Origin of the sequence: Variovorax sp. LjRoot175 (genome assembly GCF_964253805.1) — a bacterium.
Taxonomy (GTDB): domain Bacteria; phylum Pseudomonadota; class Gammaproteobacteria; order Burkholderiales; family Burkholderiaceae_C; genus Variovorax.
Map to the genome: position 1 here is coordinate 1,605,033 of NZ_CAXURY020000001.1, position 15,347 is coordinate 1,620,379.

The following is a 15,347-nucleotide window of genomic DNA, read 5'->3' on the forward strand; positions in this document are numbered from 1 at the left end:
CCAGTGACCATCAATCTGCAAACGCTCAAGTGCGGCGAATGCGGCAGCGGCGTGCTCGAGCGCTCCGGGCTCAACCAGTACACCTGCGCGCATTGCGGGTCGATGTCGATCGTCGAGGATGACGTCTCCGACCGGCTGGAACGGGTGCTCGAACAGGTCAAGGACGAAGCCGGACGAAGGCTGGCGGCCGAGCAGTCGGCGCGCAGCAGGAAAGTGGTCCAGTCGGTGGGCATCGCCGCCGCGGCTGTCGTGGTGCTGGTCATGGTCGTTGCCGCGGTTACGGCTTTTCTCGCGGACCGCAACCCACCGGCCGGCACGTACCGGCCAGCCGTGGCCACGATGGCGCCGCGCACGATCCCGACCGACGGGCTCAAGCTCGATCCGCCGCGCCAGGTGCTGGTGGGCACCGGCAGCTCGGCCCGGCCCAGGTTGCTGGTGATGGCGCGCAACGAAACCGGCACGGCTCTCGAGCGGCCGAGCATCAAGGCCGTTTTCTACGACGGCGAAAGCCGGATCGGCGAGCACGGCGAATCGGTGCCGATCGGCACGCTGATGCCGGGCGAATCTGCGCCGCTCCTGATCGACCTGCCGAGCGACAGGACCGTCACTCGCCAGGAGCTTCAGGTGGCCTCGCTGTCGGCGCCGTACTGGAGGGTTGAAGGGCCGCGGCTGCAGTTCACGCGCGTGCGCCTGGTGCAGCAGGAAGGCGAGGTGCGACTGGTCGGCCGCATCGTCAACGCGCGCAAGGACACCGCGGCGCTGACCGGCGTCGAAGTGCTGGTCACGCTCTACGACGACGCCGGCGCCGTCATCGGTTTCGGCCGCGGCTTCTCGCAGGCCAACGAGATCAAGCCGGGCGAGCGCAGCGCGGCGGAAGTGCCCGTCGAGCGCCTCGGCAACCGCCAGGTGCCGATCGCGGCATGGGATTACCGCATCGACTACAACCTGACCGAAGGAGACCAGCAGGGCCGCAAGCGGGTGCTGAGCAGCAACCGCGTGATCCGCACGGCCGGAGCGCCGGAGGTCTTTCATCCGTCGCTGCGCCTCGGCAGCGAGGACTTGCTGGCGGATGAGGCCGAGCGCTTCGATCTCGCGCAGCTCGAGCTGCTGCCGCTGGTGCCCGCGCGCAACGTCACGCAGCGGCCGGTGTACCTGGCCGAGGTGGTCAACCGCAGCAGCGAGGCCATCGCCCTGGCGCCGGGCGCGGTGATCTCGCGCTACGACGGCAACCGGCTCGACGGTACCACGGCCGTCGCCGGCCCGGCCTACCTCTACCCGGGCGAGCGCTTTCCCGTTCTGCTGGAGCCGCGCGACGCGGACCGCATCTCGGCCACGCGCGTGGAATGGAAGCCGACGCGCCGCGCCGCCATGCCGGGGCCTCGCATGCCGCTGCAGGTGCGCGTCGAAGACACCCGTGCGGCGACGAGCAGCGTGCTGGTCAACTTCAGCCGGCGCTACACCTACAAGTACGTCGACGTCAGCGGCACGGTGACCAACCCGGGCCAGGCCATCGTTCGCAAGTCGCGGCTGTGGGTGAGCCTGCGCGACGGCGAAGGCAAGCTGGCCGGCTTCACGCTGCTCGACAACCTGCCGGCCATCGCGCCCGGCGAGAGCGTGCCCTTCCAGGCCAAGGTCAATCAGTTCGGCCGCGATTTCGCACGGGTCGAGACGCTGTACCAGAGCGAGTAGCTCGGGACGGCCCAAGGCCGGCGTCGACCCCCACCGTGCAAAGCTTCTCGAAATGCGCGGCTTTGTAGGTAGAAAGACCCCCGACTTCGACCAAAGTCGTAGTTATTTCGATCTCGCACTCGGCACACTCGCGCCCTTGTCCGCGGACAGCCACTCCAAATCGACAGAGGGAACGCGATGGAACCGATGCATTGGGAATACATAGGCGCCTTGGGCGGCGTGATCGGCATCGGCTGGCTGGTGGTGGTGCCGATGTACCGCGGCTGGAAACCGTTGAACAAGAGGATGACCGACCGGGTCAAGCAGACCACGACGCTGCTGGCGGCGCTGGAGTGCGATCACCAGGGCCGTTCGTCACGCCGGTAGCCGGCATCGCGCTTCCGCTCGACGAGCATTCGCTGAGGCTCGTGGCGATCGAAATCAGGTAACCGGCCACGGTGCCTGCGAGCGACGTCTCTCTCACCCTTTCCGACACCCCCGTTTCATCTCGCCGACCGCAACCGCTGGTCGGCGCAGCCACGCCTGGGCGCCTCTTCGGCCGGCCTCGAAGGTGAGTACTTTCGTAGGCGTTTTGTCATGTGCCAACCCGGATCGAAAGAGGCGGTCTGTCCCGCCCAAATGAGGGCGCAACGCTCATGTACCCATTTGTTTTCATCTCTACATTGGAGCCCAGCCAAACGCTTGGCCGGTGATTCCGATCAAGTCCTCCAACGAAAGAGCAACTCGGAGAGATGCATGCGATTTGCGAGGAATCTGTCGCATACGTTCGCCGATCTATTGAAAGAAGAGGCGGGCGCCTCGCTCATGGAATATGCGCTCGTGGGTTCGCTGATTCTGGTCGTTTGCATGCTTTTATTGCTCGCTTGGCACAAACAGAACTGAAGGAAATTGAACATGCAGGAATTTCACGCGTTGCTCGAACTTCTGGCCATGCTGGCAACCGACCCACGCGTCGTGGTGTTGTTCGTGCTGCTCGTCGTCGCCTCAATCAGCGATTACCGCACCTACAGAATTCCCAATTGGCTGACATTCGGTGGCGCTGCTTTTGCGCTGGTCTACAAGACCGTCATTGCCGTGTCGCCGCCATCGGCTTTTCTGCTGGCGTTCGGGGGACTCTTCCTCGGCTTCCTAATGATGCTGCCGCTCTACGTGTTGGGCGCCATGGGCGCAGGCGACGTGAAGCTGATGGCGATGGTCGGTGCATTCCTGGGAGTCCACGAAACGCTCCAAGCTGTCCTTTTTGCTTTCATCGTGGGTGGAATAGCTGCGCTGGGATTTGCATTTCTCAAGGGCAAGCTGGCGCGCATGCTGCGCAACGCAAAAGGCGCGGCGTACGGCATCGCGGCATCAGCGATTGCCGGCATCAGGCCCGAGGCTCGAATAGAAGCAAGTCAATCGATCGGAAAACTCCCATACGGCATTTGCATCAGCATCGGAACGATGGGTTATGTGCTGAGCCGGCAACTAGGTTACGCATAAGCTGAGGCGCAGGTCGCAGCAGAAATTAATTACTGGGGCAGTAAATGAGAAATATCAAGGCAATGGGTCTTTTGATTCTGGCACTGCTGGCCGGCCTGGCCGCCGCCGTCTATGCGTCAGGCTGGGTGGCGCGACAAGGAAGCATTTCTTCCGACAAAGTTGTGGTCGCCGTCGTCGATATCGAACTGGGCAGCAGGATCAATTCACAAATGCTGGCAACCGTCGATTGGCCCACCGGGTCGATGCCGGATGGGGCCTTCCACGATCTCAAGGAAGTTCAGGATCGCGTCGCAAGGGTCAGCGTCCTGCGCGGCGAGGCGATTCTCGAAGGCAAGCTCGCGCCGGTCGGGACACAAGGCGGGCTGTCGGCGGTGATTGCCGATGGGAAGCGCGCCATGACCGTGCGAGTCAACGATGTCGTAGGGGTCGCCGGCTTCGCGCTCCCCGGGAATTACGTCGATGTGATGGTGAACGCCCAGCAGGACAAGGCCAAGGGCGAAGAAGGAAAGCAGATCAGCAAGACAGTGCTGGAGCATGTTCTTGTACTGGCGGTCGCACAGGAGGCAGGTCGCGACGACACCAAGCCCAAGGTGGTCAGCGCGGTGACGCTCGAGTTGTCGATCGAGGACTCCGAAAAGCTCGATCTCGCACGCAGCGTCGGCACGCTGTCCCTGGTGCTGCGCAACCAGGTCGACAAGGCAAAGGTCGTGACGACCGGGATCACCAAGAGCCAGCTTTTTGGCGAGAAAGAAATCCTGCCCGTGCCGGTTGCCGCCGCCGCCCTTGCCACGGCCAAGCCCAGGGCATTCATCAGCAAGCCCGTGATGGCACCCGCCATGGAATGCGTGGAAGTCATTCAGAGCTCCGGTCGAGCCCTCAATTGCTTCTGATCGAAGAACACAGAGGAGAAGTTCAAGTGCACAACAACCACAAGTCCCTGGTGCTGCTCGCGGCGCTGGCGTTGACTGGCCCATCTTTTGCGGCCGACGACCCTCCCGTCACTTCGGCGGTTCCCAGTGCAGCTCCTGCCAGTCCTGCAAGTTCCGGCGGCACCAAGCGTTGCACCTCCGTGGTCCACGACGACCGCCCGACCTACGTGACCCTCGGGAAATCGACTGTCATACCGCTCGATGTGCGGGTCGCCCGTATCGTCGTGAGCGGCCAGCCGCCGACCAGAGCCCCTGCACAGAGTGCCGTCGCGACGGCCGCGCCTGGACAGGCACCCGCGCCGGCGCCTGCGCGCCCCGCCCCTGCGGCCCAAGCGAATGCAAACGACGGCGTGGCCGACATGGAAGTCATGCTGCTCAGCCCAACCGACCTGTTCTTCAGGGGAAAGGTCGCGGGATCTATGAATGTGATCCTGCAGAACGCGCAGGGTGCTTGCTTCATCAAGGACATCATCGTCACAGTCGATTCGAGCGCCTTGCAGGCGAAGCTGACCGAATTGATGCCTGAGGAAAACCGCATCAAGGTACGCGGCGCCGAAAGGTCCATCGTGCTCACGGGTGAAGTCAGCGATGCGCTGAAGCTTGACGACGTGATGAGCCTGGCCAGCTCCTACGGCGACGGCAAGAAGGTGGTGAACCTGCTGCGCATCACGTCGCCGCAGCAGGTGATGCTCGAAGTCAAGATCGCTGAAGTCAGCAAGACCTTGCTCGATAGGCTCGGGTCGAGCATCGCTGCGCGCAGATTCACCAATGGCGCCACCAACACCTATACGCTGATCTCCAGTTTCCTGAGCGGTGGTGGTGCATTTGCGGAGGCGCTCCGGGTCGGCAAGACGGCGATCTCGCTCGACGGCCAGAAAGACGATGGCCTGGTGCGGGTCCTGGCCGAGCCCAACATCATGGCCATAAGCGGCCAGCAGGCCAGCTTCTTGTCGGGCGGCAAGATCTTCATCCCGGTCTCTCAGACCCAGAGCGGCGGCATCCCCACCATCACGCTGGAAGAAAAGGAATTCGGCATCGGCGTGAAATTCACGCCCACCGTGCTGAACGGCGGCCGGATCAATCTGAAGATGGTGTCCGAGGTCTCGGACCTGTCGCAGACCGGTTCGCCCTTCACGACAGTCAGCGGGGTGACCTCGGTATTGCCGTCGCTCACCGTGCGCCGGGCCGACACCACCGTGCAGCTCAATGACGGTCAGAGCTTCGTCATTGCCGGCCTGATCAAGAACAACGTCACCGAAACGATCAAGCGCTTTCCGGGACTCGGCGAGGTGCCGGTGGTGGGCGCGCTCGCTCGCAGCACCGAGTTCCAGAACGACCAGACGGAATTGCTGTTCGTGATCACGCCGCGCCTGGTCAAGCCGCTGTCCGAAACGCCCAGGCTGCCCACGGACAACCACGTCGTGCCCAGCCGCGCCGAGGTTTATTTCAACGGTGCCCTGGAAAGCTCCCAGCCGGCTCCTTTCCCTCCCGGTTATTGAAACCAATTAAGGAGAAACGTCATGACCAAGATTGCCATTGCACTGCTCATCGGCCTGATAGCGGGCTGTTCATCGGTGACTCCCCATTACGACGCGCGCTTCGGTGATGCCGTGCGCGACGCGAAGCGAAAGATGACCATCGATCCGGATGCCGGGAAGAAGAACCCCGACATGGCACTCGGGATGGACGGGCGGGCGAGCCGCCAGACGGTCATCCGCTACCAGGACAGCTTCAAGGAGCCGCCGCCCGCGGTGAATGTTATCAACATCGGCGGGGCCATCGGAGGCGGCCGCTAGCCCCGAGCTCGTTGATTCATCAAACATCTACCGAAAGGAGTCTGGATTATCGAGGACAGAATTCGCAAACAACCATTCATTACCCTCAATTAACCGTTTTTATAGGTGAATATATGAAATCCTTTGGCAATTTCCTCCGCGGTTTGGCGATTGAAGAAGACGGCGCACAAATCATTGAATACGCGCTCATCGTCGCGGTAGTTTCGCTCGGCCTCATTTTGCTGGTTCAAACCGGCCTCCTTGCAAATGGAGGCGCTTTCACCACATGGCTTGCCAACGTCGGCACTTGCCTTACTACCGGAACGTGCCCCGCCGGCGGCTGAAGTAACAGAAGGCGATGTTGACCAGACCATAGCAATCGACATCGCCTTCACTTTGCATCGAAGGATACGCTCATGTTGTCCACGCGCAATCCGATGAAGGCTCGCCAAGGTGGCGCGGTGCTCATCACCACGGCACTCCTGCTTCTCTTCTTGCTTGGGTTCATGGGGCTGGCTCTGGACTTCGGCCGTCTTTTTATCCTGAAGACTGAACTGCAGACCTCGATTGACAGCTGCGCACTGGCCGCGGTACAGGAACTCGATGGCGCGTCGGACGCCCTGACACGCGCAACCAACGCAGGCTTGGTCGCAGGTAATCTCAACAAGATCAACTTCCAAGGCGAGGCCGCTGCCGTGGCAGACGCGGAGGTTACGTTCAGTGATTCCCTGAACGGAACGTACAGCAAGACGTTTGCTCCCATCGCCAATGCCAAGTACGCCAAATGCCTCCATACTCGAGCCGGTGTCGCGCCCTGGCTGCTGCAGACCTTGACAGCATTCAGTGGGGATTCGTCCTACGGAGCTACCCGGGGTGCCTTCGCCGTCGGAGTTGCTACACGAAGTTCAGCCCAGAGTGCCTGCGCCATTCCAGTTCGGATCAGACCAAGGGACGCCAGCGACAAGACAAACTTCGGCTTCACGCCGGGCGAGTGGATTTCTACCCTCTACGATGAAAAGAGCGACAGCACGACTGTTGAGCCAGGCCACTTCGGATGGGTCAATCTAGATCCGGGCGTCAGTTCCAGTGCCCAAGCCATCAGAAATCAACTTCTGGGTAACGGCGCCTGCATTCAGACGGATGCCGGTCTCAGCACCACAGGTGCGAAATTCTCCGCGGCACTCGAGTGGAATTCCCGCTTCGGCCTTTACAAGAATGGCGCCGGCAGCCCGAAGATCACAGACGCAGCGCCGGATCTGACTGGCTATTCCTACACGGCCACGAATTGGCCGAGCCAATCCGGAGCGGCATCCGATTTCCTCGCCAAGCGCGCGACCCATCGCTCGTACGGAAACACCGTCGACACAGTGGATGCTGGCGACACAATCACGGGCCTGAACATCAAGGGCGGCTACCAGGACAACAACATGGGAACCTACTCGGCCGGGCCGAGGGCCCTCGCCACCTATGGCGGCAGTCGCCGACTGGTCATGGCGCCCGTCATGGAGGCGTCGTCGGGGCCGATTGACAGCTGGGCTTGCGTGTTGATGCTGCACCCGATCGACAGTGTTCAGACCACCGTGTACCTCGAATACGTCGGCAATGCCGGCGATCCCAGCAGCCCCTGCAGCAGCGGCGGACTGGCCGGTGGTGCCAGCGGTCCGCTGGTGCCGGTCCTGGTGCAGTAGGAGTGAACACGAAATGAAGAACGCACAAAAAGGCGTGGCATTGATCGAGTTCGCACTTGTGCTGCCGCTGCTGCTAATCCTGACCTTCACTGTGACCGAATTTGGCCGTGCGCTGTACCAGTACAACATCCTGGTCAAGGGTGCGCGCGACGCCGTTCGTTATCTGTCGGTCCAGAACCCGGGCAGCGGCATCGCCCAATCCAAGAATCTCGTGGTCTACGGCAGCCTCACGAACACTGGCAGCCCGCTCGCCTTCGGGCTCGCTGTGGACCAGGTGAAGGATCCCGAGTGGAAATTGGCCGGCGCCAGTCCCGTGATCAACACCGTTACCGTTCGCATTGCGGGTTGCGGCACTTCGGCGCCGCCCTGCTACAAGTTCGTGCCACTGGTCATCAGCGCGTCCGGCTTGACCTTTGGTGAAATTAACTTTGCCGACATCACCGCCACGATGCGGGCACCGCTATGACGACACGCAAGAAACAAGAGGGCGCAACGATAGTGGAGTTTGCGCTGATCCTCGTGATCTACCTGACCTTCGTGCTTGGAATCATTGATTTTTCGCGCATGCTCTGGACCTGGAACGCCGCCAATGAAGCCACCCGCTGGGGCGCGCGAGTCGCCGTGGTTTGCGACCGCGGCGCGGGCGTAGTGCTTTCAAAGATGCAGACCTTCCTTCCGCAATTGACGGCAGCCAATGTCGTTATCGACTGGTACGACACTGCCGGCAATGTCAGCGCCGCTTGCACCTTCGCAAACTGCAGCGCGGTGAACGTCCGCATCGTGAACCTCGACTACCAATGGGTGTCGCCGATCGCCGGAGCGGCGGCGGCGAGGGCACCGATCCCGATGCCAGGCTTCTCCACCTATCTGCCGCGCGAAATCATGGGCCAGGATCCGGGCAGTGCGGCCGTCTGCTCCTGAATCACAAGGACCAAACATGAAGATTGCCATCATCTCGCCCAATCGGACCCATCTAGACGAGATGGACCGCGTGCTCCGGGCCCGCGCCCACACCGTGTTGCTGTTCGATGGCGGCAAGAGCCGGATGCGGACTGTCGCGGAGCAGGATCGGCCCGACCTCTTGCTGGTCGACGGCATGTGCTGCGATCCCAATGAACTGACGATGGTCGAGTACGTCACGACGCACCACCCGCGTACCGCGGTCGTGCTGCTTTGTGCAAGCCACACGCCAGAGTTCCTGCTCAATTCGATGCGCGCGGGTGTGCGTGAGGTGCTGCCGTCGCCTGCGACCGCGGGCGCCCTCGAAGCCGCGATCGATCGCGTGGCTGCCAAGCTTGCAGGTGTGCCGGGGCAGTCGGCCGGCAAGATTCTCGCCCTCATGCCGTGTAAGGGCGGCAGCGGCGCGACTTTCCTCGCAACCAACCTGGCCTTTCAGCTGAGCGAACACAGCTCGGTGCTGCTCATCGACCTGAACCTGCAGTTCGGCGACGCGCTGGCTTTCGTGAGTGACGAGAGGCCGAACTCGACACTCGCTGACGTCGCACGCGACATCGGCCGCCTCGATGCCTCGTTCCTCACGGCGAGCGCCGTCGCAATCACGCCCAACTTCCGCCTGCTGGCGGCGCCCGAGGATCCGTCGAATGCCATGGAAGTGAAGCCGGAGCACATCGATGCGATCTTGAACCTCGCCGTTCTGCGACACGACTTCGTGCTGCTCGACATGCCGCGGACGCTCGACACGCTGTCGATCCGCGCGCTCGACCGCGCGCACCGCATCTACCCGGTGCTGCAGGCCGACCTGCCGGACCTGAGAAATGCGGCCAAGCTGCTCGGCGTCTTCAAGTCCCTCGGCTATCCACCGGACAAGATCGAACTGATCGTCAATCGCTTCGAGAAGAGCGGCGAGATAGGTTCGAAAGAGGTGCGCCGGTCGCTCGGCGGCATCGCGCAGCGCACGATTCCGGACTCGCCGAAGGAAGTCACCGCCGCGATCAATCGCGGCGCTCCGCTCGCGCAGTTGTCCCGCACGAACCCGGTCGTGAAAAGCCTCGCCGAGATGGCGTCGGCGCTGGCGCCTCGGGATGAGGACAGCCCCAGTTTCTTCCACCGGCTGTTCGGCCGGGCCTGACCTCGAAAGCACACCATGTCCTTGCGCGAAAAACTTAACGTGGTCGCGGCCGAGACGGCCGCGAGTTCCACATTGCACCTCGCTGCCGATCCCGGCCTGGCCGGCACCTCGGATGCCTACAAGGTGCTCAAGGGCCGGCTGCACCTGAAGCTGCTGGAGAAGTTCGACCTTGCCTCGCTCGATACGCTGGCACCCGATGCCTTGCGCCAGGAGATCGCGACGATGGTCGGTCGCTTGCTGCAGGAAGATCAGGCCGCGGTCAACGAGGCCGAGCGGCGTACGCTGATCCGCGATATCCAGCATGAGATGCTCGGCTTCGGGCCGATTGAATTGCTGATGGTCGATCCGACGGTGTCCGATATCCTCGTGAACAGGTTCGACCAGATCTATGTCGAACGCCTCGGGCGGCTGGAGCTGACCCCGATCAGCTTCACCGACGAGAAGCACCTGCTGCGGATCATCGACAAGATCGTGTCTTTCGTGGGGCGGCGCATCGACGAATCGAGCCCCATGGTGGATGCGCGACTGCCCGACGGCTCGCGCGTGAACGCGGTGATCCCGCCCGTGGCACTCGATGGGCCAATGATGTCGATCCGGCGCTTCGCCCACAAGCCACTCAAGATGAGCAACCTGGTGCAGGACCTCAAGAGCCTCACGCCGGCGATGGCCTCGATGCTCGAAGGGCTGAGCAAGGCCAAGGTCAACACGATCATCTCGGGCGGCACCGGCGCCGGCAAGACGACATTGCTCAACATCCTCTCGGGCTACATCCCGGAATCGGAACGGGTCGTAACGATCGAGGACGCGGCCGAGCTGCAGATGCAGCAGCCGCATGTGGTGCGCATGGAGACCCGGCCGGCGAACATCGAGGGCCGTGGCGAGATCACGCAGCGCGCGCTCGTGCGCAACGCGCTGCGCATGCGGCCCGACCGCATCGTGATCGGCGAGGTGCGCGGCGCCGAGGCGGTCGACATGCTGCAGGCCATGAACACTGGCCACGAAGGCTCGCTGACCACCATCCATGCGAATACGCCGCGGGACGCACTCTCGCGGCTCGAGAACATGATCGGCATGGCAAACCTCAACCTGCCGCACAAGGCCGCTCGCCAGCAGATCGCCTCGGCCATCACCGTGGTCATCCAGGCGCTGCGGATGACGGACGGCAAGCGCAAGATCACGAGCATCCAGGAGATCACCGGGATGGAGGGCGAGATCATCAGCATGCAGGAAATCTTCGCCTATCGTCAGACCGGTGTCGGCGCAGACGGCCAGGTGGAAGGCTATTTCCATGCGACCGGCGTGCGGCCGAAGTTCACCGAGCGGCTGCGCACCTTCGGCGTGGCGCTGCCCGATGCGTTGTTCGATCCGACCAAGCAGTACCAGTGAGGCCAGGCCATGCAGCAGTCCATCGCAGGCAATTCGTTCATCATGATCGCGGTGCTGGTCTTCGTAGCGGTGCTGCTGCTGCTCGAAGGCCTGTACCTGATGTGGAAGTCGTACAAGGGCCCCGAAGCCCGACAGCTCGAAAAGCGCCTGCAGGCCCTGTCCGGCTCGCGCGACACGACGCAGCAGGCGAAGATCCTCAAGGAGCGCATGCTCAGCGAGGTGCCGGCGCTGGAGCGCTGGCTGCTGCGCATGCCCCGCGCGCGGGAGCTGGACCGGCTGATCCTGCAGTCAGGCCTCGAATGGACAGTCTCAAAGCTGCTACTCGGCTGTGCCGCGCTGAGCGTGATCGGGTTTGCTGTTGTCGTGAGAATGGCGCATCAGCCTGAAGCGTTCGGGCTGGTGGCGGGTGTGGCGTTCGCCTTGATGCCGCTCGCGTATGTGAACCAGTGCCGCTCACGCCGCTTACGGCGCCTTGAAGTGCAGTTGCCGGACGCGCTTGACCTACTGACGCGTGCGCTGCGCTCCGGGCATGCCTTCTCGTCGGGCCTGCAGATGATCGGCGAGGAAATGGTGGATCCGATCGCGGCGGAGTTTCGCACCGTGCACGATGAGGTCAACTTTGGTGTCTCTCTGACGCAGGCATTGACGAACCTGAGCGAACGCATTCCCATCACGGATCTACGCTACTTTGTTGTTGCCGTAATGATTCAACGCGATTCCGGCGGCAACTTAACCGAGGTACTCGGCAATCTGAGCCGCCTCATTCGAGAGCGCCTCAAGCTGCACGCCAAAGTACGCGTGCTCTCGGCCGATGGACGGCTCTCTGGTTGGATCATCGGGCTGCTGCCGTTCGCACTCGCCGGTGGGCTGAATCTGCTCAATCCAAAGTTCATGTCCACCCTGTGGACGGACCCGATCGGCATCACGATCATCAAGTACATGCTGACGATGATGGCGATCGGCGCGCTCATCCTCCGGCACATTGTTCGCATTCGCGTCTAGGAGCGTCTCATGATGATCATGTCCGCGCTGGTCTTCCTGGCCGTCACACTCGGCCTTGCAGGCCTGTACTTGTGGTGGATGCCGTCGGCGGCCGAGCGGCGGCTGCAGGCACTGGCCTCGGCGCCCGACAACACTTCATGGACCCAGACGGTCGTGAAACTCGTTGGGCCCTTCGCGCAGCTCTCCTCGCCGACGGGCGAAGAGGAAGCGACCCCGCTGCGGCTCAAGTTCCTCAATGCCGGAATCCGGCATCGGGATGCGAGCTTGATCTATTTCGGCTTGAAGAGCTTGCTACCGGTTTTTTTTGCGGCGGTGGCGTTCGTCGTCGTTCGCGCAACCAAGCAGGCCGAGGGAATGACCTTGGTTTTCTGGCCCATGATGGCCGCCCTCATTGCCTGCTATCTGCCCAACGCTTATCTCCGCTTGCGCTCGAAGGCCCGCAAGCGCGAGATCTTCGAGAACTTTCCGGACGCTGCAGACCTGATGCTGGTCTGTGTCGAGGCCGGATTGGGTCTCGACGCAGCACTCACGAAGGTGACGGAGGAAATTCGCATCAAGAGTGAAGCGCTGGCTCAGGAGTTGCACTGGACAAACCTGGAGATGCGAGCAGGAAGCGAAAGGGACAAGTCGCTGCGCAATCTCGCGCTGCGCACGGGCGTCGAAGAGATTGCGACGTTTGCCACGATGCTGACGCAGGCGGACCGGTTCGGCACCAGCATCGGCGACTCGCTGCGGGTGTTTTCCGACGACTTGCGGCACAAGCGCCAAGTACGTGCCGAAGAGTTGGCGGCGAAGATCCCGACCAAGATGCTCTTCCCGCTCGTCCTGTTTATTTTTCCATCGATCCTCGCGGTAATCATTGGCCCGGCGGTGATCCAAGTGATCCGGACAATGATGCCGATGATGACGGGTACGAACTAAAAGCTATTTGACTATTGCTGGGTAGATGATTGCCGCTAGATACATCACTTCACTCTCGACCCAGCAGAGCGCGCGGTGATCATTATTGAATGCCTCGAAGATACGAAAGCTGACCCATGACTAAGCGAGACATAGTGCTGGACGCGTTATTGCGGATTGCTGCGGCACTGGGCTATTCTCTGTTCGTGTTTCGCATCGTATCGGCCCAGCTTCAGGCGCCGAACATCATCCTGACGACATTGCTCATTGCCGAAACGTTGGCGCTGGGACTCATCCTCTTCAGCAAAGGAACGGCCACCCGCGTCTACTCCCTCTCCGCGGTAACATCGACTTTTGCCGCCACCTTCTACTTCTTGTTCATTCAACTCGAAGGTGGCACTCAGCTGGTGCCCAAATGGATTTCAGAGGCGCTCATCTTGAGTGGGATCGGCCTTCAGATCGCCGCGAAGGTCTGCCTCGGACGAAACTTTGGCCTGTTGCCAGCGCTTCGCGGTGTCGTGACAAACGGACCCTATCGATTGGTGCGGCATCCCATTTACTTGGGATACTTCATCACCCATGTGGGCTATCTGCTTAATGTCTTCTCAATCTGGAACCTGTCCATACTGACGCTGCTGTACATCTTTCAATTTATTCGGATGATCAACGAGGAAAAGGTCTTGATGCAGTCGGCCGCGTACCGCGAGTACATGGCGCGGGTGTCAAAGAGGTTTATTCCATTCCTTGCGTGAGAGCCGGATCCCCGCGTTCAGGACTCGTCAGCTCCAGCTTGTGATAGTGCAACCAAGATGCTCATCCCGCTGGCCTATGCATACTCCCGTACATCCTGATGGTCTTCCTGGGGCCCGGCGGCGATCCAGGTCATCCGAACCATCCTGCTGCTGATTGCCGGAAGAGCATAGGGGGCCGTGCGGCTCAGCTCGGCGCTCTGTCGAGCTGATGCTTCACCGCATACACATTCAGGTCCAGCCGATTGGCAACCTCGAGCTTCTGATAGATCGAGCTCAGATGGTTGCGCAGGTGTGCTCAGTGATGAACAGCCGTTCCGCCAGCGCCTTGTTCGATGCGCCGTTGCCGCGGACCACCGTGTGGGTGATCTTCGTTTCCTTACAGGTCAGTGCCGCTGCTTCTCAGCCTCAGGGTTGATTTTGTGCGTCCTCTTTTGGTCGACAGGATCCGTGAACACGCGGCTCATCGTCTCGTTGTCCGGGCACAAGCTCGCCCTTGTGGATTCTTTCGATCGCATGGAGCACTTGGTCCGCGGCTGCGTCCCGTGTTCTTCTGTAGACCCGAAGAAGAGAGTCAGCGTAGGGTCGATTTCTCCCTTTCTCGTGCGATCCGCTGAACACCTGAGCCCTAGCGATAAGGTCAGCGCTTTGGATAACTCAAAAGCTGAATGACCAATCACGCAGCTCGTCTAGATAGCGATTCTTCGCGGGCATTAGCCGAAGGATGACCAATCTGGTGCTTGACTGCATATACGTATAGCTCAAACCGATTGGCAAGACCGAGTTTATGGAAGATCGATGTCAAATGGTTTCGTAACGTCGACCAAGATGCTCATCAGCTGGTCCTATGCATCTTTCCATCCATCCTGATGGTGATCCTCGGGCCCGCAGCCATTCAGATCATCCGAACCCCCCGCGTCAGAATAGTTGTCGCCTCCATAGAACCAAGAACCCGGGGGCGGCGATGAAGGATGAGAGTGGCTCGATACGGACAAGCATTCAAAGACCGAGCGGTAGCGAGGTTGCTGCCGCCGGAGAGTTCGGCGCTGGAGGTGGTGGCGCGCGAAGTTGGCATTGGAGTGGAAACACTGGAGCGTTGGCGCGAGGATGCGCCCGGCTTGAGGCGGTGATCACGACGGCGGCGATGGCCGAGGTCGCGAAGAGCGCGTGGTGCCGCGAGCACGGCGTGTACCCCGCCGAACTGGACAATGGGCACTCGAGCGCGACAGCCGCGCTGGCCGAACCCGAGGAGGCCCGGGCCAGCCCCCAGGCCACGCGAGCCTCCGCCAAGCGCATCAAGGAACTAGAGCGCGACCTGCTGCGCAAGGACCGGGCGCTGGCAGAGACTGCGGCTCTCTTGGTCTTGTCAAAAAAAGTGGCGGCGATCTTCAACAAAGGCGAGGACGAATGATCGGCCTCGAAGATCGCCAAGCCTTGGCCCGAGACATCGATGTTGCACACGCCGCCGGAGCGCGGCTGCGCCCGGCCTGCGAGACCGCCGGCATCGATGCGCGCACCTTGCAGCGTTGGCTGGCCCACAAGGGGCTCACGGCGGGCGATCGCAGGCCGCAGGCCGTGCGCCCCATGCCTGGCCATGCCTTGAGCCCGCTGTTGGCGACGGTATAGATCCGCTGCTATACGCTGGTGAGGACGCGGGTTTG

15 protein-coding genes and 1 pseudogene are annotated in these 15,347 nt (G+C 61.8%); all 16 read left to right on the forward strand.

Translation table 11 applies throughout. The annotated features are described in order from the left end of the window. The first annotated feature begins 3 nt into the window (after positions 1 to 3). Complete coding sequence (locus ACSQ89_RS08035) at positions 4 to 1,689, forward strand: FxLYD domain-containing protein (protein WP_436292671.1); 1,686 nt, start codon at positions 4 to 6, stop codon at positions 1,687 to 1,689. 177 nt (positions 1,690 to 1,866) lie between these two features. Then, on the forward strand, positions 1,867 to 2,055 hold the full coding sequence (locus ACSQ89_RS08040; RefSeq protein ID WP_436292672.1) for a hypothetical protein: 189 nt from the start codon (positions 1,867 to 1,869) through the stop codon (positions 2,053 to 2,055). A gap of 528 nt (positions 2,056 to 2,583) precedes the next feature. Further along, positions 2,584 to 3,168 (forward strand): A24 family peptidase, encoded by a 585-nt coding sequence (locus ACSQ89_RS08045; RefSeq protein WP_436292673.1) that lies wholly within the window; start codon positions 2,584 to 2,586, stop codon positions 3,166 to 3,168. Between the two features lie 44 nt (positions 3,169 to 3,212). Then, a complete protein-coding gene (gene cpaB, locus ACSQ89_RS08050) occupies positions 3,213 to 4,058 on the forward strand; it encodes a Flp pilus assembly protein CpaB (protein WP_436292674.1) in 846 nt (281 codons plus the stop codon). 26 nt (positions 4,059 to 4,084) lie between these two features. After that, on the forward strand, positions 4,085 to 5,596 hold the full coding sequence (locus ACSQ89_RS08055; RefSeq protein ID WP_436296156.1) for a type II and III secretion system protein family protein: 1,512 nt from the start codon (positions 4,085 to 4,087) through the stop codon (positions 5,594 to 5,596). A 21-nt stretch (positions 5,597 to 5,617) separates the two neighbouring features. Further along, complete coding sequence (locus ACSQ89_RS08060) at positions 5,618 to 5,893, forward strand: hypothetical protein (protein ID WP_436292675.1); 276 nt, start codon at positions 5,618 to 5,620, stop codon at positions 5,891 to 5,893. A 113-nt stretch (positions 5,894 to 6,006) separates the two neighbouring features. Further along, a complete protein-coding gene (locus tag ACSQ89_RS08065) occupies positions 6,007 to 6,216 on the forward strand; it encodes a Flp family type IVb pilin (protein ID WP_436292676.1) in 210 nt (69 codons plus the stop codon). 72 nt (positions 6,217 to 6,288) lie between these two features. Further along, a complete protein-coding gene (locus ACSQ89_RS08070) occupies positions 6,289 to 7,560 on the forward strand; it encodes a pilus assembly protein TadG-related protein (protein ID WP_436292677.1) in 1,272 nt (423 codons plus the stop codon). A gap of 13 nt (positions 7,561 to 7,573) precedes the next feature. After that, positions 7,574 to 8,026, forward strand: coding sequence for a TadE/TadG family type IV pilus assembly protein (locus ACSQ89_RS08075; RefSeq protein ID WP_436292678.1), 453 nt, complete (start codon positions 7,574 to 7,576; stop codon positions 8,024 to 8,026). Beyond that, the gene (locus ACSQ89_RS08080; protein ID WP_436292679.1) at positions 8,023 to 8,481 is read left to right on the forward strand and encodes a TadE/TadG family type IV pilus assembly protein; all 459 of its coding nucleotides are present in this window, start codon (positions 8,023 to 8,025) and stop codon (positions 8,479 to 8,481) included. The genes ACSQ89_RS08075 and ACSQ89_RS08080 overlap by 4 nt, the downstream gene beginning before the upstream one ends. 16 nt (positions 8,482 to 8,497) lie before the next feature. Then, on the forward strand, positions 8,498 to 9,649 hold the full coding sequence (locus tag ACSQ89_RS08085; protein WP_436292680.1) for an AAA family ATPase: 1,152 nt from the start codon (positions 8,498 to 8,500) through the stop codon (positions 9,647 to 9,649). 15 nt (positions 9,650 to 9,664) lie between these two features. Next, on the forward strand, positions 9,665 to 11,035 hold the full coding sequence (locus tag ACSQ89_RS08090) for a CpaF family protein (protein ID WP_436292681.1): 1,371 nt from the start codon (positions 9,665 to 9,667) through the stop codon (positions 11,033 to 11,035). 9 nt (positions 11,036 to 11,044) lie between these two features. After that, positions 11,045 to 12,037, forward strand: a complete 993-nt coding sequence (locus ACSQ89_RS08095) for a type II secretion system F family protein (protein ID WP_436292682.1) — start codon at positions 11,045 to 11,047, stop codon at positions 12,035 to 12,037. Positions 12,038 to 12,046: 9 nt separating this feature from the next. Continuing rightward, on the forward strand, positions 12,047 to 12,958 hold the full coding sequence (locus ACSQ89_RS08100; protein ID WP_436292683.1) for a type II secretion system F family protein: 912 nt from the start codon (positions 12,047 to 12,049) through the stop codon (positions 12,956 to 12,958). 116 nt (positions 12,959 to 13,074) lie between these two features. Continuing rightward, a complete protein-coding gene (locus ACSQ89_RS08105; RefSeq protein ID WP_436292684.1) occupies positions 13,075 to 13,689 on the forward strand; it encodes a methyltransferase family protein in 615 nt (204 codons plus the stop codon). A 974-nt stretch (positions 13,690 to 14,663) separates the two neighbouring features. Then, positions 14,664 to 15,291 (forward strand): annotated as a pseudogene (locus tag ACSQ89_RS08110) (IS3-like element ISAzo10 family transposase); the annotation flags it as partial. Positions 15,292 to 15,347 lie beyond the last annotated feature (56 nt).

Excerpts from the sequence above, each read along its gene's own strand:
- ACSQ89_RS08040 (WP_436292672.1), top strand. The coding sequence starts at position 1,867 with ATGGAACCGATGCATTGGGAATACATAGGCGCCTTGGGCGGCGTGATC.
- ACSQ89_RS08045 (WP_436292673.1), top strand. The coding sequence starts at position 2,584 with ATGCAGGAATTTCACGCGTTGCTCGAACTTCTGGCCATGCTGGCAACC.
- cpaB (WP_436292674.1), top strand. The coding sequence starts at position 3,213 with ATGAGAAATATCAAGGCAATGGGTCTTTTGATTCTGGCACTGCTGGCC.
- ACSQ89_RS08060 (WP_436292675.1), top strand. The coding sequence starts at position 5,618 with ATGACCAAGATTGCCATTGCACTGCTCATCGGCCTGATAGCGGGCTGT.
- ACSQ89_RS08065 (WP_436292676.1), top strand. The coding sequence starts at position 6,007 with ATGAAATCCTTTGGCAATTTCCTCCGCGGTTTGGCGATTGAAGAAGAC.
- ACSQ89_RS08070 (WP_436292677.1), top strand. The coding sequence starts at position 6,289 with ATGTTGTCCACGCGCAATCCGATGAAGGCTCGCCAAGGTGGCGCGGTG.
- ACSQ89_RS08075 (WP_436292678.1), top strand. The coding sequence starts at position 7,574 with ATGAAGAACGCACAAAAAGGCGTGGCATTGATCGAGTTCGCACTTGTG.
- ACSQ89_RS08080 (WP_436292679.1), top strand. The coding sequence starts at position 8,023 with ATGACGACACGCAAGAAACAAGAGGGCGCAACGATAGTGGAGTTTGCG.
- ACSQ89_RS08085 (WP_436292680.1), top strand. The coding sequence starts at position 8,498 with ATGAAGATTGCCATCATCTCGCCCAATCGGACCCATCTAGACGAGATG.
- ACSQ89_RS08090 (WP_436292681.1), top strand. The coding sequence starts at position 9,665 with ATGTCCTTGCGCGAAAAACTTAACGTGGTCGCGGCCGAGACGGCCGCG.
- ACSQ89_RS08095 (WP_436292682.1), top strand. The coding sequence starts at position 11,045 with ATGCAGCAGTCCATCGCAGGCAATTCGTTCATCATGATCGCGGTGCTG.
- ACSQ89_RS08100 (WP_436292683.1), top strand. The coding sequence starts at position 12,047 with ATGATGATCATGTCCGCGCTGGTCTTCCTGGCCGTCACACTCGGCCTT.
- ACSQ89_RS08105 (WP_436292684.1), top strand. The coding sequence starts at position 13,075 with ATGACTAAGCGAGACATAGTGCTGGACGCGTTATTGCGGATTGCTGCG.